This is a genomic window from Vibrio sp. 16, assembly GCF_963681195.1.
In the GTDB taxonomy this organism is placed as follows: domain Bacteria; phylum Pseudomonadota; class Gammaproteobacteria; order Enterobacterales; family Vibrionaceae; genus Vibrio; species Vibrio sinaloensis_D.
In genome coordinates this window covers 1,150,152-1,166,378 of the sequence record NZ_OY808997.1, presented here as the reverse complement: position 1 = coordinate 1,166,378, position 16,227 = coordinate 1,150,152, and the positions used below count along the sequence as shown (strand labels likewise).

At 44.5% G+C, this 16,227-nt stretch carries 20 protein-coding genes; 14 read left to right on the top strand and 6 right to left on the bottom strand.

Going from position 1 to position 16,227, the window contains the following annotated elements:
* Positions 1-97: 97 nt before the first annotated feature.
* Positions 98-700: a 2OG-Fe(II) oxygenase gene (locus tag U9J37_RS05165; protein ID WP_043886903.1), complete on the top strand. Its 603-nt coding sequence runs from the start codon at positions 98-100 to the stop codon at positions 698-700.
* Positions 701-747: 47 nt separating this feature from the next.
* Here U9J37_RS05165 and U9J37_RS05160 read toward each other — a convergent pair whose 3' ends face one another.
* Positions 748-1,614: a patatin-like phospholipase family protein gene (locus tag U9J37_RS05160; RefSeq protein WP_005471959.1), complete on the bottom strand. Its 867-nt coding sequence runs from the start codon at positions 1,612-1,614 to the stop codon at positions 748-750.
* A 204-nt stretch (positions 1,615-1,818) separates the two neighbouring features.
* On the opposite strand from U9J37_RS05160, the gene U9J37_RS05155 reads away from it, so the two are divergent.
* Positions 1,819-2,040, top strand: coding sequence for a hypothetical protein (locus U9J37_RS05155; RefSeq protein WP_038134384.1), 222 nt, complete (start codon positions 1,819-1,821; stop codon positions 2,038-2,040).
* 518 nt (positions 2,041-2,558) lie between these two features.
* A complete protein-coding gene (locus U9J37_RS05150) occupies positions 2,559-3,977 on the top strand; it encodes a basic amino acid/polyamine antiporter (RefSeq protein WP_039482179.1) in 1,419 nt (472 codons plus the stop codon).
* Positions 3,978-4,002: 25 nt separating this feature from the next.
* Here the strand turns inward: U9J37_RS05150 and rarD are convergent, their stop codons facing one another.
* Positions 4,003-4,893 (bottom strand): EamA family transporter RarD, encoded by an 891-nt coding sequence (rarD, locus tag U9J37_RS05145; protein ID WP_005472150.1) that lies wholly within the window; start codon positions 4,891-4,893, stop codon positions 4,003-4,005.
* A 277-nt stretch (positions 4,894-5,170) separates the two neighbouring features.
* On the opposite strand from rarD, the gene U9J37_RS05140 reads away from it, so the two are divergent.
* Positions 5,171-5,527: a PilZ domain-containing protein gene (locus U9J37_RS05140; protein WP_038134388.1), complete on the top strand. Its 357-nt coding sequence runs from the start codon at positions 5,171-5,173 to the stop codon at positions 5,525-5,527.
* A 174-nt stretch (positions 5,528-5,701) separates the two neighbouring features.
* Entirely contained in the window at positions 5,702-6,403 is a 702-nt protein-coding gene (locus tag U9J37_RS05135) for a substrate-binding periplasmic protein (RefSeq protein ID WP_043886877.1), read from the top strand.
* Between the two features lie 98 nt (positions 6,404-6,501).
* Here the strand turns inward: U9J37_RS05135 and U9J37_RS05130 are convergent, their stop codons facing one another.
* Entirely contained in the window at positions 6,502-8,136 is a 1,635-nt protein-coding gene (locus U9J37_RS05130; protein WP_043886876.1) for a methyl-accepting chemotaxis protein, read from the bottom strand.
* Positions 8,137-8,484: 348 nt separating this feature from the next.
* On the opposite strand from U9J37_RS05130, the gene U9J37_RS05125 reads away from it, so the two are divergent.
* The 5 genes from U9J37_RS05125 (at position 8,485) to U9J37_RS05105 (ending at position 11,204) form a co-directional block, all read left to right on the top strand.
* A complete protein-coding gene (locus U9J37_RS05125) occupies positions 8,485-8,880 on the top strand; it encodes a nuclear transport factor 2 family protein (protein WP_043886875.1) in 396 nt (131 codons plus the stop codon).
* 50 nt (positions 8,881-8,930) lie between these two features.
* Positions 8,931-9,335 (top strand): hypothetical protein, encoded by a 405-nt coding sequence (locus tag U9J37_RS05120; RefSeq protein WP_043886874.1) that lies wholly within the window; start codon positions 8,931-8,933, stop codon positions 9,333-9,335.
* A gap of 135 nt (positions 9,336-9,470) precedes the next feature.
* Entirely contained in the window at positions 9,471-10,292 is an 822-nt protein-coding gene (locus U9J37_RS05115) for a hypothetical protein (protein ID WP_005472011.1), read from the top strand.
* A complete protein-coding gene (locus tag U9J37_RS05110; protein WP_043886873.1) occupies positions 10,292-10,831 on the top strand; it encodes a GNAT family N-acetyltransferase in 540 nt (179 codons plus the stop codon). Before U9J37_RS05115 ends, U9J37_RS05110 begins: the two co-directional genes overlap by 1 nt.
* A 25-nt stretch (positions 10,832-10,856) precedes the next feature.
* The gene (locus tag U9J37_RS05105; protein WP_043886872.1) at positions 10,857-11,204 is read left to right on the top strand and encodes a DUF2834 domain-containing protein; all 348 of its coding nucleotides are present in this window, start codon (positions 10,857-10,859) and stop codon (positions 11,202-11,204) included.
* 60 nt (positions 11,205-11,264) lie between these two features.
* On the opposite strand, the gene U9J37_RS05100 is transcribed toward U9J37_RS05105, so the two are convergent.
* Entirely contained in the window at positions 11,265-11,885 is a 621-nt protein-coding gene (locus U9J37_RS05100) for a LysE family translocator (protein WP_005472127.1), read from the bottom strand.
* A 227-nt stretch (positions 11,886-12,112) separates the two neighbouring features.
* On the opposite strand from U9J37_RS05100, the gene U9J37_RS05095 reads away from it, so the two are divergent.
* The 4 genes from U9J37_RS05095 to U9J37_RS05080 all read left to right on the top strand — a co-directional run bounded on the left by U9J37_RS05095 (position 12,113) and on the right by U9J37_RS05080 (position 14,122).
* Positions 12,113-12,634, top strand: a complete 522-nt coding sequence (locus U9J37_RS05095; protein WP_322413928.1) for a GNAT family N-acetyltransferase — start codon at positions 12,113-12,115, stop codon at positions 12,632-12,634.
* 21 nt (positions 12,635-12,655) lie between these two features.
* A complete protein-coding gene (locus U9J37_RS05090) occupies positions 12,656-12,922 on the top strand; it encodes a Rho-binding antiterminator (protein WP_043886871.1) in 267 nt (88 codons plus the stop codon).
* A 120-nt stretch (positions 12,923-13,042) separates the two neighbouring features.
* On the top strand, positions 13,043-13,684 hold the full coding sequence (locus U9J37_RS05085; protein WP_005471941.1) for a glutathione S-transferase family protein: 642 nt from the start codon (positions 13,043-13,045) through the stop codon (positions 13,682-13,684).
* A gap of 105 nt (positions 13,685-13,789) precedes the next feature.
* Positions 13,790-14,122, top strand: a complete 333-nt coding sequence (locus U9J37_RS05080; RefSeq protein WP_005472149.1) for a zinc ribbon domain-containing protein YjdM — start codon at positions 13,790-13,792, stop codon at positions 14,120-14,122.
* A gap of 61 nt (positions 14,123-14,183) precedes the next feature.
* Here U9J37_RS05080 and U9J37_RS05075 read toward each other — a convergent pair whose 3' ends face one another.
* Both U9J37_RS05075 and U9J37_RS05070 read right to left on the bottom strand, forming a co-directional pair.
* Positions 14,184-14,723, bottom strand: a complete 540-nt coding sequence (locus tag U9J37_RS05075; RefSeq protein ID WP_043886870.1) for a histidine phosphatase family protein — start codon at positions 14,721-14,723, stop codon at positions 14,184-14,186.
* Positions 14,724-14,911: 188 nt separating this feature from the next.
* Entirely contained in the window at positions 14,912-16,024 is a 1,113-nt protein-coding gene (locus U9J37_RS05070; protein WP_005472061.1) for a hypothetical protein, read from the bottom strand.
* Between the last annotated feature and the right edge of the window lie 203 nt (positions 16,025-16,227).

Here is a 16,227-nt window from a genome sequence, read left to right as displayed (position 1 = left end):
GAACTTTGTCCTTCACGACAAAGAACCTGATTTGTCACTAAAATAACCTTACCTGTATAAGGCGTCCTCTGAATCTATTCATTGGACAACTATTATGATGAACCCACTTATCGACGCTTTGTTTACTCAGGGCTACTATGTTTGGGATGATTTTCTATCCGCTCAAGAGGTTTCAGAACTCAAAGAGTGTATACCTGAGAATTGGAAGAAAGCTCGTATTGGTCGCAATGAAGAAGTGACTCGAGAATCTTCCATTCGCAGTGACAAAATTCAGTGGCTCACACCAAGTATGGGGACGCCCGTCGCCAATTACCTGAGCAAGATGGAGCAAATTCGTTTGGAAGCGAATCGCCATTTCTTCTTGGGGTTATTCGAGTACGAAGCGCACTTTGCCAAGTATGAGAAAGGTGATTTTTATCAAAAGCATCTGGACTGCTTTCAAGGCAATGAAAACCGTCGCTTGACCACGGTCTTTTATATGAACGACGAGTGGAGTAAGGAAGATGCCGGAGAGTTGGTTGTGTATGATTTAGATGACAATCCGCTGATGACCCTGCCACCAAAGTCTGGTCGCCTGTTTGTGTTCTTATCTGAGCAGTTTCCACACGAAGTATTGCCCACCAATACCGAGCGCTTTAGCATCGCAGGTTGGTTTCGCGTTAACGGCGTAAAAGATAACCAACTTGATATTGCTCGCTAGAGACCGTTTACCAAGATCGCGTTGTTTGCGATCTTGGCAATTTGATCTTAAAAGCAAAAATGGCAGTTCTCTTTGGTTAAACCAAATCGTCCTTCGCGGCTCGCGATATGTTTTGCTCCCTCTTTCTTACCCATCTCATAGCCCCGCATTAAAACGTTGTGATTCATGGTCAATCGTTTAACGTTAAATGTATCATCGGGGGCGATCACTCGTACCGTGACGCCAGTCGGTGGATTGCGGATGAACTCAAGCGATTGGTTATAACGGCTAGCTCTTTGTGCCATGGCTTTGGCGATCATTGGCTGCTTTGCCAATAGTTTATCCATCAACCATGAATGACGCATAGGTGGCATTTCATAGCTGAGTGGATGAGAGAGAATGACGGTGATCTCGTTTGCACCTTGGCGATAGGCTTCGATAACAGGAATGGAATCCGCCACTCCGCCGTCGGTATAACAGCCGCCAGAAAAGCATGGTGTTGCTTTATAAGCAATAGGCAGCGCGCTGGTGGCTTCAAGAACAGCAGTGATGTTCTCTGTATTTACTTGGTAATACTCCGCATTGCCTGTTTCAATATTGGTTGTTGTGGCAATCAGGGGTAGGTTTGAGAATAACGCCGCATCATCAAGAGGAAAGCGTTTATTCGATTCAGCAACCAGCCATTTTACATCCACTAAATTTCCGCCTTTGACGAACCGCTTTGGATTGAAAAACGCGCTATCAGTCGCTAATTCACAAATCACTTTTTGGCTTCTGCCATGCTGTTTAGACAAATAACCAACAAGATTTGATGCCCCAGCAGACACTCCGATGGCAAAGTCAAACTCATAGTAATCCTCTTCAATAAAGCGATCTAAGACGCCCGCAGCAAAAATACCACGCATCGCTCCGCCTTCAACAACCAATGCTTTCATAACTTTTTTCTATCTGGTTCAGGATAGTTGTGATCCTATGAAAGTGCGCCAAGACGGTCTAATCGGCTTTACTAATTATTGGAATAGGCAAAACCAAATGGTCGCTTCTCTGGTTTTTGATAACCTGTTTTTATACACAGTATTATTTGACGATCTACAGAACTTAACTATACTGTATGTATAAACAGATAAAGGAGGTGGCATATGATCTGGGAAACCATTGAACGAGTAAACCGCCTGCGTCAAAAGGCGCTTTCCGATCCTGAGTTTATTCAATCAGCAAAAGCGCACGAGCAAGCGATCCGTGTTCAAGAAAATTCTGATTTCACATCGGTTAAACGCAGTAAAAAAGTGAAAGAGCGTACGTTAGCCGACATATATAAACCAACTGACCTCTCGCCCGATTCAGGTGAGCGATCTCATTAATTTCAAACAAAGGGAAGCCCAGCGTTTCCCTTTCGCTTTATTGCGCGCAAAAAAAGACCGCGTGTTGTTAGTGTAATTTTTGACAATGACACCAAACAGCGGCCGCAACACAGGAAGTAATGGAGACTCAGTGGCTGTAACTGAGTGCTTCTTTCAGTTTAGACTATCTGAAACCTTGTGCTGATTAATTCAGAGTTTTTCGCATTATTTCTGTTGATTTGTGGATAATTAGTCACCTTAATGATGTCTTTTTATTCTTTTCATAATTTCAACCAATGTGTGCATGTTAGTGAAATGTTCCATATATTTCTGTTATTTGGTGTTATTCTTTTAAATTACAGTTGTAAGGCAGAGTAAAATTCATATAATGCGGCGCCGGAATTGATCAGTAACAATGAAAGTTCGGTTTTACTCCCAATCTATGCGATATCGCTCACACCTGATCTGCCTCTTAGCGTTTTTTAGGCGTAAAATGCGTCTTCCCAAAATAGAGAAACCTGTTCCCTCGGATAATAAAAATGGATAATAAACTTGGCTTGGGCTCGCTTACCGCAATCGTCATTGGTTCAATGATCGGTGCCGGTGTATTTAGCTTGCCCCAGAATATGGCGTCTGTCGCAAGCCCTGCCGCTGTGATGATTGGCTGGACAATCACAGGCATAGGTATGATTTTTTTAGCGTTATCTTTCCAGAAACTCGCGTTCCATCGACCTCATGTCGATAGCGGTGTATTTGGCTATGCAAAAGAAGGCTTTGGTGACTTTGTCGGTTTTTGTTCCGCTTGGGGTTACTGGCTCAGTGCAATGCTGGCAAACGTCTCTTATCTGGTGATTGTTTTCAGTACCTTGGGCATGCTTTTCGATACGCCAGATAACGTTATTTTCGGACAGGGCAATACCTGGGTATCGGTCGCTGGTGCTTCTTGCTTGCTGTGGTTGGTTCATGCTCTAGTCCTTCGTGGCGTTCAAACCGCTGCTTTGATCAACATGGTCACCACATACGCTAAACTGGTCCCCTTACTGATTTTTGTGTTTTGCGCGTTTGTCGCGTTCAGCTGGGATACCTTTACTTTGGACTTCACGGGCGTGCATTTTGGCGATCAGCATGATCTTCTAGCACAAGTGAAAAGTACTATGCTGGTGACTGTTTGGGTCTTTATTGGTATTGAGGGGGCGGTCGTGGTGTCGAGTCGTGCTCGAAACCGCAAAGACATTGGTCGAGCGACCATCCTTGGCTTGCTGACCGCGCTGGCGATTTATGTGTTTGTCACGTTATTGTCCATGGGCGTAGTGAAACCTACGGAGCTAGCAACATATCAAAACCCTTCCATGGCGACGGTTTTGACGCAAATATTAGGTCCTTGGGGGCAATACATTATCAGCGTCGGTTTGCTGATTTCTGTATGTGGTGCGTTTTTAAGCTGGACGGTATTGGCTTCTGAAGCACCTTACCTTTGCGCGAAAGAAAAAATGTTCCCATCAAGATATGGTGAGCTGAACCAAGCGGGAAGCCCAGTAAAACCACTCACCTTAACTAACGTATGGATTCAGATTTCGCTCATTGTGGTGATGTTTGCAGGCAGTACTTACGACACCTTGTTGATTATCGCGTCAGAGATGATCTTGGTACCGTACTTCCTAGTCGGGGCATTTGTGCTGAAAATCGCCATCGAAGAGAAAAACCGCGGCAGCTTGCTTTTAGTAGGCGCTGGAGCAACGATTTATGGATTGTGGCTTCTGTATGCCTCTGGTTTGAACTATTTACTTCTGTCCGCGGTACTCTATGTTCCTGGTCTGTATTTTTACATTCAAGCAAAGCGAGAGCAGGGGATTGACCCTTTCAATGGCAAAGAGAGAGTCGGCGCATGTATTTTGAGTGTGGCGGCATTATTGGCAGTTGGCTTGATGTGGCAGGGAATGCTCGACGTTCAGCTTTAATAAAAAATCCCCGAAAGGGGATTTTTTATATCTTGTTGAGACGGTAACGTCCTCGTATCGATTCAAGAATCGTGAACAGTAATCCAGCCCAGATAAAGCTGAAACTGACCAGCTTTACTTCGTCAAAGATCTCGCCGAACAAAAATACCGCGATCATGAATTGAATGGACGGTTCGATGTACTGCATGAGACCAACCGTCGACATGGTCGTTAAGCGAATTGCAATGGAATAGAACACTAACGGGATGAGCGTGGCTGGTGCGGCGCCAAAATAGAGAGCGAATGTTTCCCACCCCATGTGTAAGACTTGAGTGCCAACGGCCAGTTCTTTGTAAACTAAATAGCCAAATGCAAGAGGAAGCATGACAACCGCTTCCATGAATAGGCAGGTGCTCCAGTCGTAACGAATACGTTTCTTACACCAGCCGTACAAAGTGAAGAAGGTCGCCATAATAAGCGCAATGATTGGCAACTGACCATATTGAACAACTTGGTAGCTAAGTCCGATAGACGCCAACACAAGCGCGACTTTTTTACCTGTCGATAGTGTTTCTTTTAAAACGAACACACCGAGCGCACTCATCATTAATGGGCTGATAAAAAAGCCAAGACTGGCATCAATCACTCGGTCGTTAGTCATCGCCCATGTAAAAGCTGTCCATGAAATAGACATCATCAAGCTGCCAATGAAGGTTAACTTGAGTGAAAACTTGTCTGCCCAAATCGTTTTCCAGTTTGGTAACGATTTTGTGACTGCAAGCACGATAATGAAGCCGCACGGAATGGAAGCCAACAGACGAACGGCGAGTAGTTCATCCATCGCGGCCTTGGGCAAATATTGATAATAAAGAGGGAGAATCCCCCATAAAAAGAACGAGATAGCGGCCATCCAATTGCCTAAACGTTGCTCAGACATGCTCTTGCTCACAGATAAGAAAGTGAACGGAATGTACGTCCAACACACTGAAAAGTAAAGTGATTTGCTTTAGATTTAAAGCCTTTAATTTCAATGACTTATGGTTGGGTTGTTTAGGTAAGGGTTTAATATTCAACGCTTTTATCTAAAGATAAGGGAGCAATGGTCGATAATTATGAGTAGTGAATTGATTTTTAAACTCTGGTAACGTGTAGCTAACGAGTAAAGCGCTATACTAATGAGATAGCTGGAGACTTATGGTTAAAGGAGCACGATCATGAGTGACATGGAGCAAAAGCGTAAATTTTATCGCCTTAAGTACCCAAAGCGGGGCCGGCCTAGCGTTCGCTTTTCACAAGAACTGTACCACGTTACAGAAGTGTCTGAGGGTGGTATTCGTGTACTTATGCATAATTTGAGCAGCCTATATAAAGGGTTGACGATGAAAGGTGTACTTTCACTGCACAACGATTGTGAAGTGTCTATCGAAGGTGCTGTTTTGCGTTTTGACAACGATGAAGTGATTGTACAGCTCAAAAAAGGTCCTTCTTTTAAAAATATGGTCGAAGAGCAGCGACATATCAAAAATGTATTTCCTCGTCATTTTGAACGGCTAAAAATGCAAGCAGCTTAAGGTAGTGGTTTAGCCAGCTTACAGAAAAAACATTACATTGTACGCTTTACGTGTTCGCAATTTATCTTAGCCCTCTTACTCAGAGGGCTTTTTGTGTGGTTTTTCAACTCCATACTTGGGGATAGCGACAAAATCAGCCTATAGTCATTAATATGTTTCATTATTGGTGCTCTCATGTTTGCCAAGCTATTTAGACGGTATCTAGCGACGATTTTGTTTTTGTCGAGTCCGCTTGTTTATGGACAAGACGAGATCAGATTTTTCCTGCCTGACTTCCCGCCTTACACAACGATGGATCAAGATGGGCAATTGGTAGGCATCGGTATCGATAAAGTGACGGCAATTTTGGATACCATGGGCGTGAAATACAGCATCAGATTGGGTTCAAACCATGGTCGTGCGCTGGCGGAGCTGCGTAGAGGCCGTTCTGATGGATTCTTTATGGCGTCAAAAAACGCAGAGAGAGATGAGCACGCGGTCTTTTCCCTTCCTCTCATGATTAATCGTTGGGTGTGGGTTATGTTAACAGGGAGCGAGCATGATTTCTCTGCCTCTCCTGATTCCGCGTTTAGAGTGGCTAGCTTACTCAATACCAATACGGATAAGTGGCTTAAGACATCAGGATACAACCGTATCGACCCCGCAGACAATATTGTTTCATTGATTGCTAAGCTAGACGACGGAGCCGTGGATGCCGTCTTTGTCGCTGAGGAAGTGTTTAACCATCATTTTGAAGATAACCCAAGTTATGATGTGATTTTGCAGGCGGAAAAGGCTTTCGGTATTTACATCTCCAACGAATACCTCGATCGTCATCCTACATTTATGGATGAACTTAATACCACAATATTGGAGCTTAGCCCGATCGAGCCATGAGTAGTGGGGGAGAAGCGGGAGTTCTTGGCAAGGAAACAGTGACCACACGAACAATGCAGTCACTGAGGTTTATGTTATATAAGCCGATTTGCGTAGGTTTAGACTTTGAATTGAGCGACTAAGTTGTCAAGCGTTTCACATTGGGCTGAAAGCGATAAACACGCGTTTTCGGCACTGCTTACCATTTCTACCATATGATTGCTGTTGTCTAGGATACGAACGACATTGTTGTTCACATCTTCACTTACGCTATTTTGCTCGCTTGCAGCGGTGGCGATATGTGTGTTCATCTCATTCATCAACGATATTGACGCCATAATTTCTTTCAAAGAGTCCGATGCACTGCCCGCACTTGAAATTGTCTGCTGACCACTTTCTTTACTCGCTTCCATTACCGTCACCGCTTGACGTGCGCCTTCTTGAAGCTTCTCAATCATAGCTTGAATCTCACCGGTGCTTTCCTGTGTTCTACTCGCGAGTGATCGAACCTCATCCGCAACCACAGCAAACCCACGCCCTTGATCTCCTGCACGAGCGGCTTCAATCGCAGCATTCAACGCCAGCAAGTTTGTTTGTTCAGCGATGCCACGGATAACATCAAGAATCGAGGCTATGTTGCCGACATCAGCATCAAGGTTGTGGATGACTTGGCTCGCGTTGTCGATTTCACTGGCCAATGTTTCAATAGAGCCAACCGTTGTCGACAAGATCTTATCGGTGTTTGTTGCTTCGCCATTGGCTTTGGTGCTTGCTAGAGCTGCTTCCTCTGCATTCGATGCCACCGTCTGACTGGTTGCTTGCATCTCATTTACCGCAGTGGCGACCATTTCACTTTCTTGCTGTTGTTGGCCAGAGAACTCAGCGACGGATTGAGTTAACGACTTAATGTTCTCCATTTCAGCCCTAACCGCATTCGATGACACAATGACTTGCTCTACCGTTGAGTGAATTCGGCTGACAAACGAGTTGAATCCTTCGGCGAGCTTACCCAGTTCATCATTGCTGGTCACGTCGATGCGTTTCGATAAGTCGCCATCTCCGCTGGCAATGTCTTGCATCGCCACCCCGATATTCTTAATTGGTACAAGTACGAGTCGATGAGAGATCCAGAATGAAAGAACGACCAATACAACGGCGATCGCTGCACCAAACTCGAGTACAAACTTACTATAAGAGATGGAATCAGAAACTTGTGCACGCAGCTCAAGTTGAACCTCATCAATCATCGAACGGATCGAGCGTAAGTTGGTGCGTATGATTTGAAACTCTGCGTCCAGCTTAGTTTGATTCGCTTCATAGTAGTCATTTGCGCTACTTGGGGAGCTAAACATTGGTTCATACAAACTGATCCAAGTATTTGTTGCTTTGGTGAGTTGGTCTGCGACTCGAAGTTGGTTTTGAGGCAGGTAGCCTTTGCTAATAAGTTCGCGAACCTGACTTAGACGTGGCTCTGCTTTGTAGGCGTTGTCTTTAAATTCAGCAATGTTGTAGTCAACCTCTTGCTGATTTTTTGCCAACATCAACCCTTGGGCAGCGGTGATTACTTGGTAGAGATCGCGGTAGCCGTCTTCAAGGGCCTCCATGACGGGCTGAACATCCTTGTTAAGTTGCTCGTTCAACGATTCTTGTTGATTGGCTTGAAGTACGTTAACCAAGGTCGTAATCGCAATGATGACCGCCAACAGCACAATCGGTAAGGCCAACTTGTGCTTAATCGTAAGTCTGCTTCGCATAGTGTTATCCTAAATGTTTGATATCAATCAATAATACTCTGTTATTGAAATTAGTTGCGTAATAGAGGATGCAACATGAATTTTGCTAAATCAACCCAGGGCTATTTGTTTTCTCAATAAAAACAGGGAAATAGCTAGAGGTGGGTCGCAAATGGACAATCTGTGAACAATTGAGTAACAAGCCTTTTTTAATCAGATGTTTAGCCAAACGTTTGCTTTGGGTGGAGGAGATAAAAGTGTGATCCGTGACTCTGATTTTTAGCTGGTTATATTCATATGAATTATGGTTATATGTGCGGGCAATAATAAGGTTGCTGAGTCAGTTAGGGTTATCAAATGAAAAGCGAGATGGATTCGAAGGCGGTGGTACTCGCGTATTGGGCTGCGATGGAAACGAATGATTTCACAGCGGCAAGCGAATGGCTATGCGAGCATGAGTTTGAATGCTACTGGCCACAGTCGAATGAGCTGATTAAAGGTCGAGAGAACTTCGCCGCCCTAAACAGTGCATACCCCAGTGAAGGCTTGTGGCGTTTTACTCTGAATACAATCGTAGTCGAGGGTAATCAGGTCGTAACTGATGTATCCGTCACCGACGGAAGTCGCATCGACCGAGCCATTACGTTTCATACGGTTGTAGACGGAAAAATCGTCAAACAAACCGAGTTCTGGCCAGATAACTACCTAGCCCCTGAATGGCGATCTCAATGGGTCGAGTCGGTAACTTCTAAGCAGACAGTGTAGATCTTTTACTCGATTTTCTTACCGTTTTAACCAGTAAAAGGAAACACATCATGTATAAGAGTTGCGACTTTTCTATTGACGAAGGTCAGTTTAGGTTTAGGAAAGATGCTTACCCACTCAAGCGAATCAACGATATACGAGTAAAGCGATTAACCTTGATTGATAATTTGGCACAAATCGTGTTTTGGATTGCCTTATTCTCTGGAGGCTTATGGCTTGCGGTGCCGGATATAATGCTTGCTCCCTTATGGTTACAAGCAACAACCGGTGCGTTGACACTCTTCGGTTTTTTGTTTGCAGTGTTGCGTTGCTCGCGATATGCCTTGCAGGTGGAGTTTAAACACGTTGATGAAACGGGATTGCAGTGGGTGAATGTTGCCAAATCTTATGCGCATCAAGACGAAGTTTTATTTGATGCTCAAGTCTTGGTGGTAAAAAGCCTAACAGCTCACTAAACACCAAATAGCCTCAGTCAGAGGCTATTTGTTCATTTAAATCCACATCAACACACTTCTATTTGAGGCTCTATTGATTTGGATAGGAATGGGCAGACATTCAAGTCATAGCCCATAAGGCAGATATCATCTCAAATGAGTAGTAAAACGAAATGGGTATTTGTGAGCGTTTTAGCGATGCTTTTCTTGTTCGCCTACCGACCTGACAGAACTGAGCTCTTGCTTGACGAGCTCGAACTTCCCAAATGCGACATCACTGAACGATTGAATACGACCATCACTTTTTACGTTGATCGGAGTGCGTTTACTCCAAAACTTCAAAACCGCTTAACCGCCGCGATCGAGTACGCGAATCAGGTGCTCGATAATTCTTGTATTCCGATGCGTAGAACACTCGACGCAATGGTGTCGGTGGATCTCAATTTATCGGGTCAGGAAGACGAATACGGTATTTACTACCGACTGCTCGACGCGGTTGGCGCAGACAAAATGGTTCAGCACGACTTAGATATACACCATTACTATGTCATCGTCATTGGAGATGAACACACAGTATTCGATGATGGCACAACCGGAATCGCTGACTTGAACAACGACGGTAGCCGAAGTGTATTGCTGTCTGATGTTGCAAAGGTTCACGTATTAGAACATGAGTTTGGTCACCTCGCCTGGGCGCAGCACAAAGATACTTGGCCCTTCCCGAGTATGGAAGGGACGTTGAAGCTTGCGGTAGAGAAGAGGTTTCATGACAAGTTAAAACGCTATGCAAGAGCTTATACATGCACAAATGCAGGTACGGTAATGAGTTACGAGGAGAGGATTATCCCTATTTATTCCAGCCCACTCATTCACTATCGAGGAGAGCAATGCGGTGACCCAAAGGTTGCAGACAATGCGCGCGTGTTGCGAGAATACGCATGGGAACAGCTCAGCAAATTAAATATCAGGGAAGAGTAGTGTTTAGACTAGAAACGGAACATTTGATTATCAGGGATATGCAGGACACCGATGAGGCTGCATTTGTCGCTATCTCACAGGATGAGAAGTATCAGCGATTTTACAGTGAAGCGGATTGTTCTCCTTCGAAGTATCAAGAGTTAACCAAATTGTTTGTTGCCCAAGCGAAAGAGCATCCTAGAACGTCTTATCAACTTGCGATTGAACACAAGGCTGATGGACAGTTTATCGGAACGGTCTGCTTGAGAGTCGAAAATGACAACCAAGCCTCAATAGGGTGTGGTTTATCTCGTGACTATCAAGGAGCGGGGCTTATTCGAGAAGCGGCTTATGCCCTCGTTAATTTTGGTTTTTCTGAGCTGGATATTCACCGTGTTTACGCGGAAACAATCAGTCTCAATCATGGGGCGATTCGACTTTGTCGCTCGTTGGGAATGAAGCAGGAGGCTCATTTCAGAGAAAATCGCTTTTTTAAGCAGCGTTGGTGGGATACGGTTGTTTTTGCGATATTGAGAAGCGATTGGAAGCAAAATCGTTGAAAACAATTGTGAACAAGGAGTGTTGATGAGACATGTATATTTGATGTTCAGTGTGCTAGGTATAGCCATCCCATATGGGGCACTGTTGCCGTGGTTGTTGGAGAACGGCTTGAATATTGGCTTGTTGCTAGAGCAAGCGGCAGCGAACCCCATCAGTATATTTGCATGGCTAGACGTTGTGGTCGCTGCGTTGTGCTTGTTAACCTTCATCGCCACAGACAGTAAAACGAATCAAGTTAAGGGAGTGATCTATCCCATCTTGGGCACATTGGCTGTCGGTGTTTCATTAGGTTTGCCTCTTTATCTCTATATTCGGGAGCGCCAGTTTTATCTTAGAACTCACGGGCGAGAAGTGAGTGTACATGGTGGGTGATGTGACTATGCGGAGTATTATCAGAAGGCGCTCGTAAGACTCTACAGGTAGAGAAGTACGTCAACTCATTGGCGACACGTGAAGGAAAATTTCTCGTATCACTGGCAGTACAGAGACAACTAACAACGCAGACATAAACCAGTTGAATCGTTGACGTTGTTCAGCCTTGTTTAGCCATTTTTTAAGCAAAGAACCAAACGCGAGCCAAACCCCGACACAAGGGAAAGAGACGACAAAAAAAGTGGCGGCAATAAGTGTATTTTGCGCCACAAAATCTGCTCCGACACTGGTAAATGCGGCGATTGCACCAGTCGCAACAACCCATGCTTTGGCGTTGACCCATTGAAAGAGAGCCCCTTTAGTAAATGACAGAGGCTGCGCTTGTTGTTCACCTTTTATATCACCAGTAGAGCGAGCAATCAGAAAGGCTAGGTAAAGCAGGTATGCAGTGCCAGTGCACTTGATGACGAAATGTAAGCTAGGAAAGAGTTCGAATAATTGAGAAAACCCAAGTCCAACCAATAACAGCATGACTGAAAAGCCGACGCAGATACCAGTCAGCAAAGGTAAACTCTTCTTAATTCCAAAATTGACGCCCGATGCCATCACCATAATATTGTTTGGACCAGGCGTTACTGAAGAAGAGATGGCAAACAGCACGACCGCTAGAAAATAGTCCATGTGTTCCTTGCACTATTCGGGAAACATTGACATCAATATGGCGAATTATTGCTCACTGATCAATTCCATTTTTGTGAATGTGCTCGTTTTGTTTTTCTTGATGGGCAACAAGTTCTTGGCTTTGCGACTTTTTGTATTATGTTTCCCGCACTTCAATTCAAAAACAATACTAGGAACATACAAAGTTATTGATTTCCTAGTTTAACGATTAACGATTAGGAATAGATATGGACTTTATTCATGAGTTGGACGTGACACCTGAACAGCATCATCTTATCCGCCAACTGAGAAATGATTCGTTTGTTGAACACCAAGCCACATCGTCTTACTTGAAGCAGCTTCCCCATGTAAGGGTACTTGAGATGAAAGGTGGCGAGTTGATTGGCTATATGGGGTTAGATTATCGGGTTATCAGTGTTGATGGGCAGCCCTTAAAAGTTCTGGGTGTCATTGATTTTTGCGTTGAGAAAAACGCAAGGGGACAAGGAATTGGTCGTCAAATGTTGCAAAGTGTCGAGCAATTTGCGCGCACCAAACAAGTTGATTTCGTTATTCTTATCTCTGACTTAAAAGAGTTCTATTTGGCTAGTGGTTACCAACAGATTACCGCTACGCAGTCTTGGTTGAGAATTCATCAGCATCGAAACTATGGTGTGGCGGTTGAAGAACTAGATGAACTTTATGTGAAACCAATGAGAGAAAAACCATGGCCTTCCGGTCATGTAGATTGGCTAGGGTATATGTTTTAGCCTGAAATTAAGGAGGGCAGAATGATCAGTTGCAGTGATTATGATTATATCGAGATAGTTTGCATGTTTCGTTACCCTGTCGTGCTGACCTTAAAATCCGGAGACAAGGTTCAAGGCACGGCCATTGATACGGTTCGCAATGATAACAAGGAAGAATGCGTGCTGCTGGAGACGCTGAATGGAGCGAGCTACGTTTTACTCGACAGTATCGTGCAACTCGAGGTCTCGGTAGACAATCCTCATTTTAAGAAGAAAGTTTTTGTCAATGAGCCCCAAGATAAAGAGTAAAAGCAACCAATAGGATTAAGGTCAGTATTGGCAGCGTTGTACTTGATCCAGATGGCAATCGAATCGAAATAACGGTTTAACAGGTCGAGGAGACCAAAAAGACAAGGATTGATATCACCTATGTACACTCTCTATTACTATCCGAATAACGCCAGTTTGGCACCACACTTTCTACTTCACCACATGGGGGCTCAATACGAACTGGTGCTGGTGGATAAAAAGTCCAACGGGCAAAAATCGGCGGAGTATTTAAAGCTCAATCCTGCGGGAAGAATCCCGACTCTAGTTGATTCAGGGCTACCAATATTTGAAAGCCCTGCAATCTGCATCCACCTTTGTGAGCAGCACCCAGAGTCAAGGTTAATGCCTGCCATCGGTGACCCGCTTCGTCCTTTGTTCTTTCAGTGGTTAGCGTTTCTTAATAACACGCTGCAAGCTGAGCTGATGGTCCGTTACTATCCCCATCGCCACACTACGGATGAAACGGCAATCCCAAGTATCATTGAAGCTCAAGATGCACGTATTTCAGACGCGTTGGCAATTATTGATGCCCAGTTGGAAACTCATGAATATTTGCTCGGTGAGCGTTTGTCGGCATGTGACTTCTTCTTGTTTATGTTGGCTGAGTGGTCACTTCCCGCTAAACGATCACCGATGGCGTATACTCATCTCTCGGCGTATTTGAGCAAGTTATCCCATCACCCTACCGTCCAAGCCGTATGTGAAATCGAGCAGATTGATCTCACACCTTTTCAACGTTAACAACAATAGTTTGATGTTGAAAAGTATAAACGGGCAATTGATTTTGACTCGGTTACATAGCTGCCATTATCATGCCCGTACAATTCTTTGATTAAATGAAAAACGATGTCATTACCTCCTTGCCCTAATTGCCAATCTCAATATGTTTATCAAGACCAAAGTCAATTGGTTTGCCCTGAATGTGCTCATGAATGGAACCCAACAGAAGTCGATGAAAGTGTTTTCATTGCTAAAGATGCCAACGGCACAGCACTTGAGGAAGGGGACAAAGTCACTTTGGCAAAAGATCTGAAAGTAAAAGGCAGTTCACTGGTCTTAAAAATCGGCACGAAAGCTGTTGTGCGACGCATCGTTGAAGGTAAAGATCACGAGCTTGATTGCAAAGTGGATGGTGCCGGGGAAATGATGGTTACCGCGAAGTTTGTCAAGAAAGCTTAGCTTGTTAACAAGCCGCTAAATGACAGGCTGTGTGTCAGCCTGTCTTATATCATACTCGCAATTAGGTGCAGTCTCGCAGTGTCATCAATCGGTAATCAGCGCATTGCATGGAGTTTTCTTGATGACCGACCAAACTCTCGTATACGTTGAAATGAGATACGACAACCACCGTAGAGTAGTGGGCGTATCTTTCCAACACATTGAGTACCCTTGATCTTAATTCTTGGTGAGATTCATAACTCTTTTCGGGTTGACAGGCGCGCTGTTTGAGTGCGTTTCGATATTCTAGCCAGCGGCGATCTCTTTCTTCCAGTGATATGTACCCGCCCAATTTGTCCGCTTTCCATTCGCGTAAATCGTGTTCGACGAATAACTCTAAATTTAACTTTCGGTTTATGATTTCGGCCGTTTGAAGAGCACGCGTGTAAGGGGATGAGAGGATGGCGTCGGGGTTTAATTTGCTAAACTGCTCAGGTAAATCGTGAATGGGGCGCAGATGTGCTCTATCCAGTGGCGTGTAGTCTTTTTCTAGCTGGGTCATTTGCCTGGCATCACTTAATGCATAATCGGGTACGCCGTGTCTGACGAAGATAATGTCCATATTCGGGGGAGACTCCTTCTGGTTTATTATTGATTGAGGGTGTCACTATTTGGTAAGCAAAACAACCTGTTGCAGATTGAATGTAAGGTTGAACTGGCCCGTCATGGTGACTTTGAGAGGAGTGTCGATTACTGGTTAAAAAAACGTGCCGACAAGGTGCCAGCACGTTATCACAATGTGGGTGGGATTTATTGGATTTCAGTAATAAACCCGTACTTGTCTGAGTCCGCTTTCGTGATCCAGTGTTCACCAGCTGCAGGTGCTGCATCTAAAGTGAAGAGATAAAAATCAATCCCTTTATCACCCATTACTTTATTGAAGAAAGTGGCTTGTCTTCGGTGGCTTTCGTGTGTGAATGGGAACGCTTTTGCCTCTTTATCGCCTTGTGCCCAGCTGTGGACCCCCACTTGCTTGTTGCCTTCAAACGCGTCGATGGCATTCTTACGCTGTAGAACACGCTTCTTGCCCGCAGCAAAGAGGTCAGTTCCCCCCGAGAACACGGAACCAGTTTTCGTTACCATTGTGGTTATATTATTGTCGTGAATCATCAGACCAGTGTAGAGGTTAATGTCGTCGTCCGCACTTCCGCCAATGTTGTTGTTGAACTTGAATGTCATCTCTGTACCTGAGTAATTCTTCACGATATCAGAGAGTTGTAGATAGGTTGTCGCTCCAAGCGTCGAGTGAATTCGTTCTTTGTCACTGGTCATGCTAAACGCATCGCGATAAAGATCGTTAAACGCAAATGAGGTCACGATGTCCACTTTGCTGTCAGCATGCGTAGCGGTTAAAACAGTAGAGCCAATGCTTGGGAGAAACTCTGGTGCCTCAACGTTAAATTCGACTTGAATTGACGTCGATGAGCCAGTGATTGTCGACTGTATTAATGTGTTTTCTCCTGATGTTGACTGTTTGGTTTCGTCACATTTGAAGCCTTGGACCGGTTCTTTTGCACGATAAATCATACAATCCATCGCATCGTCAGATGACAGCACTAAGTCGATCGTGTTTTTGTCTGCATCAGCGAGCTTAATCACCAGTATCTCTTCACTCATGCTTTCAGCAAACAGAACGTTTTCATAGGATGTGCCCGCATAAGTGACACGTAAAGCGTCAAAAATAACTTCGCGCTCGCTCATCAAAGCATCTACATCTTTTTGCGAAAACTTATAGTCCGCGGCAGGTTTGGTGACTTTCGAGTTTTTATCGACGTTGTTATTTGTATTAGAACTTGAGCCAGAGTTGCAGCCAGCTAGAACAAGTAAAGGCGCGGCTAACAAAATAGATTTGAGATGTTTCATTGTTTTTCCCCTTAGGTTTGATGTGAGGAATTCTATTCTCAAAAATGGACACTGACTGTCGTGTTCATGTATGGAAATGTATGAGCATGCCGTTACAATACGCTCACAAAATAAATGGCGGTTGCGCTCCTCATTGCGCCAGCTAATTCAAGCAGTTCGGGATTTCACATCCCATAAAATATAGCGAGACCATTTGCTAATGA

What these genes read in the sequence shown, in the direction of transcription:
- U9J37_RS05090 (WP_043886871.1), top strand. Translation starts at nt 12,656, where the DNA reads ATGATCAGTTGCAGTGATTATGATTATATCGAGATAGTTTGCATGTTT.
- U9J37_RS05165 (WP_043886903.1), top strand. Translation starts at nt 98, where the DNA reads ATGAACCCACTTATCGACGCTTTGTTTACTCAGGGCTACTATGTTTGG.
- U9J37_RS05120 (WP_043886874.1), top strand. Translation starts at nt 8,931, where the DNA reads ATGTATAAGAGTTGCGACTTTTCTATTGACGAAGGTCAGTTTAGGTTT.
- U9J37_RS05075 (WP_043886870.1), bottom strand. Translation starts at nt 14,723, where the DNA reads ATGGACATTATCTTCGTCAGACACGGCGTACCCGATTATGCATTAAGT.
- U9J37_RS05160 (WP_005471959.1), bottom strand. Translation starts at nt 1,614, where the DNA reads ATGAAAGCATTGGTTGTTGAAGGCGGAGCGATGCGTGGTATTTTTGCT.
- U9J37_RS05115 (WP_005472011.1), top strand. Translation starts at nt 9,471, where the DNA reads ATGAGTAGTAAAACGAAATGGGTATTTGTGAGCGTTTTAGCGATGCTT.
- U9J37_RS05155 (WP_038134384.1), top strand. Translation starts at nt 1,819, where the DNA reads ATGATCTGGGAAACCATTGAACGAGTAAACCGCCTGCGTCAAAAGGCG.
- U9J37_RS05105 (WP_043886872.1), top strand. Translation starts at nt 10,857, where the DNA reads ATGAGACATGTATATTTGATGTTCAGTGTGCTAGGTATAGCCATCCCA.
- U9J37_RS05150 (WP_039482179.1), top strand. Translation starts at nt 2,559, where the DNA reads ATGGATAATAAACTTGGCTTGGGCTCGCTTACCGCAATCGTCATTGGT.
- U9J37_RS05085 (WP_005471941.1), top strand. Translation starts at nt 13,043, where the DNA reads ATGTACACTCTCTATTACTATCCGAATAACGCCAGTTTGGCACCACAC.
- U9J37_RS05095 (WP_322413928.1), top strand. Translation starts at nt 12,113, where the DNA reads ATGGACTTTATTCATGAGTTGGACGTGACACCTGAACAGCATCATCTT.
- U9J37_RS05140 (WP_038134388.1), top strand. Translation starts at nt 5,171, where the DNA reads ATGAGTGACATGGAGCAAAAGCGTAAATTTTATCGCCTTAAGTACCCA.
- U9J37_RS05135 (WP_043886877.1), top strand. Translation starts at nt 5,702, where the DNA reads ATGTTTGCCAAGCTATTTAGACGGTATCTAGCGACGATTTTGTTTTTG.
- U9J37_RS05125 (WP_043886875.1), top strand. Translation starts at nt 8,485, where the DNA reads ATGGATTCGAAGGCGGTGGTACTCGCGTATTGGGCTGCGATGGAAACG.
- U9J37_RS05100 (WP_005472127.1), bottom strand. Translation starts at nt 11,885, where the DNA reads ATGGACTATTTTCTAGCGGTCGTGCTGTTTGCCATCTCTTCTTCAGTA.
- U9J37_RS05080 (WP_005472149.1), top strand. Translation starts at nt 13,790, where the DNA reads ATGTCATTACCTCCTTGCCCTAATTGCCAATCTCAATATGTTTATCAA.
- U9J37_RS05130 (WP_043886876.1), bottom strand. Translation starts at nt 8,136, where the DNA reads ATGCGAAGCAGACTTACGATTAAGCACAAGTTGGCCTTACCGATTGTG.
- rarD (WP_005472150.1), bottom strand. Translation starts at nt 4,893, where the DNA reads ATGTCTGAGCAACGTTTAGGCAATTGGATGGCCGCTATCTCGTTCTTT.
- U9J37_RS05070 (WP_005472061.1), bottom strand. Translation starts at nt 16,024, where the DNA reads ATGAAACATCTCAAATCTATTTTGTTAGCCGCGCCTTTACTTGTTCTA.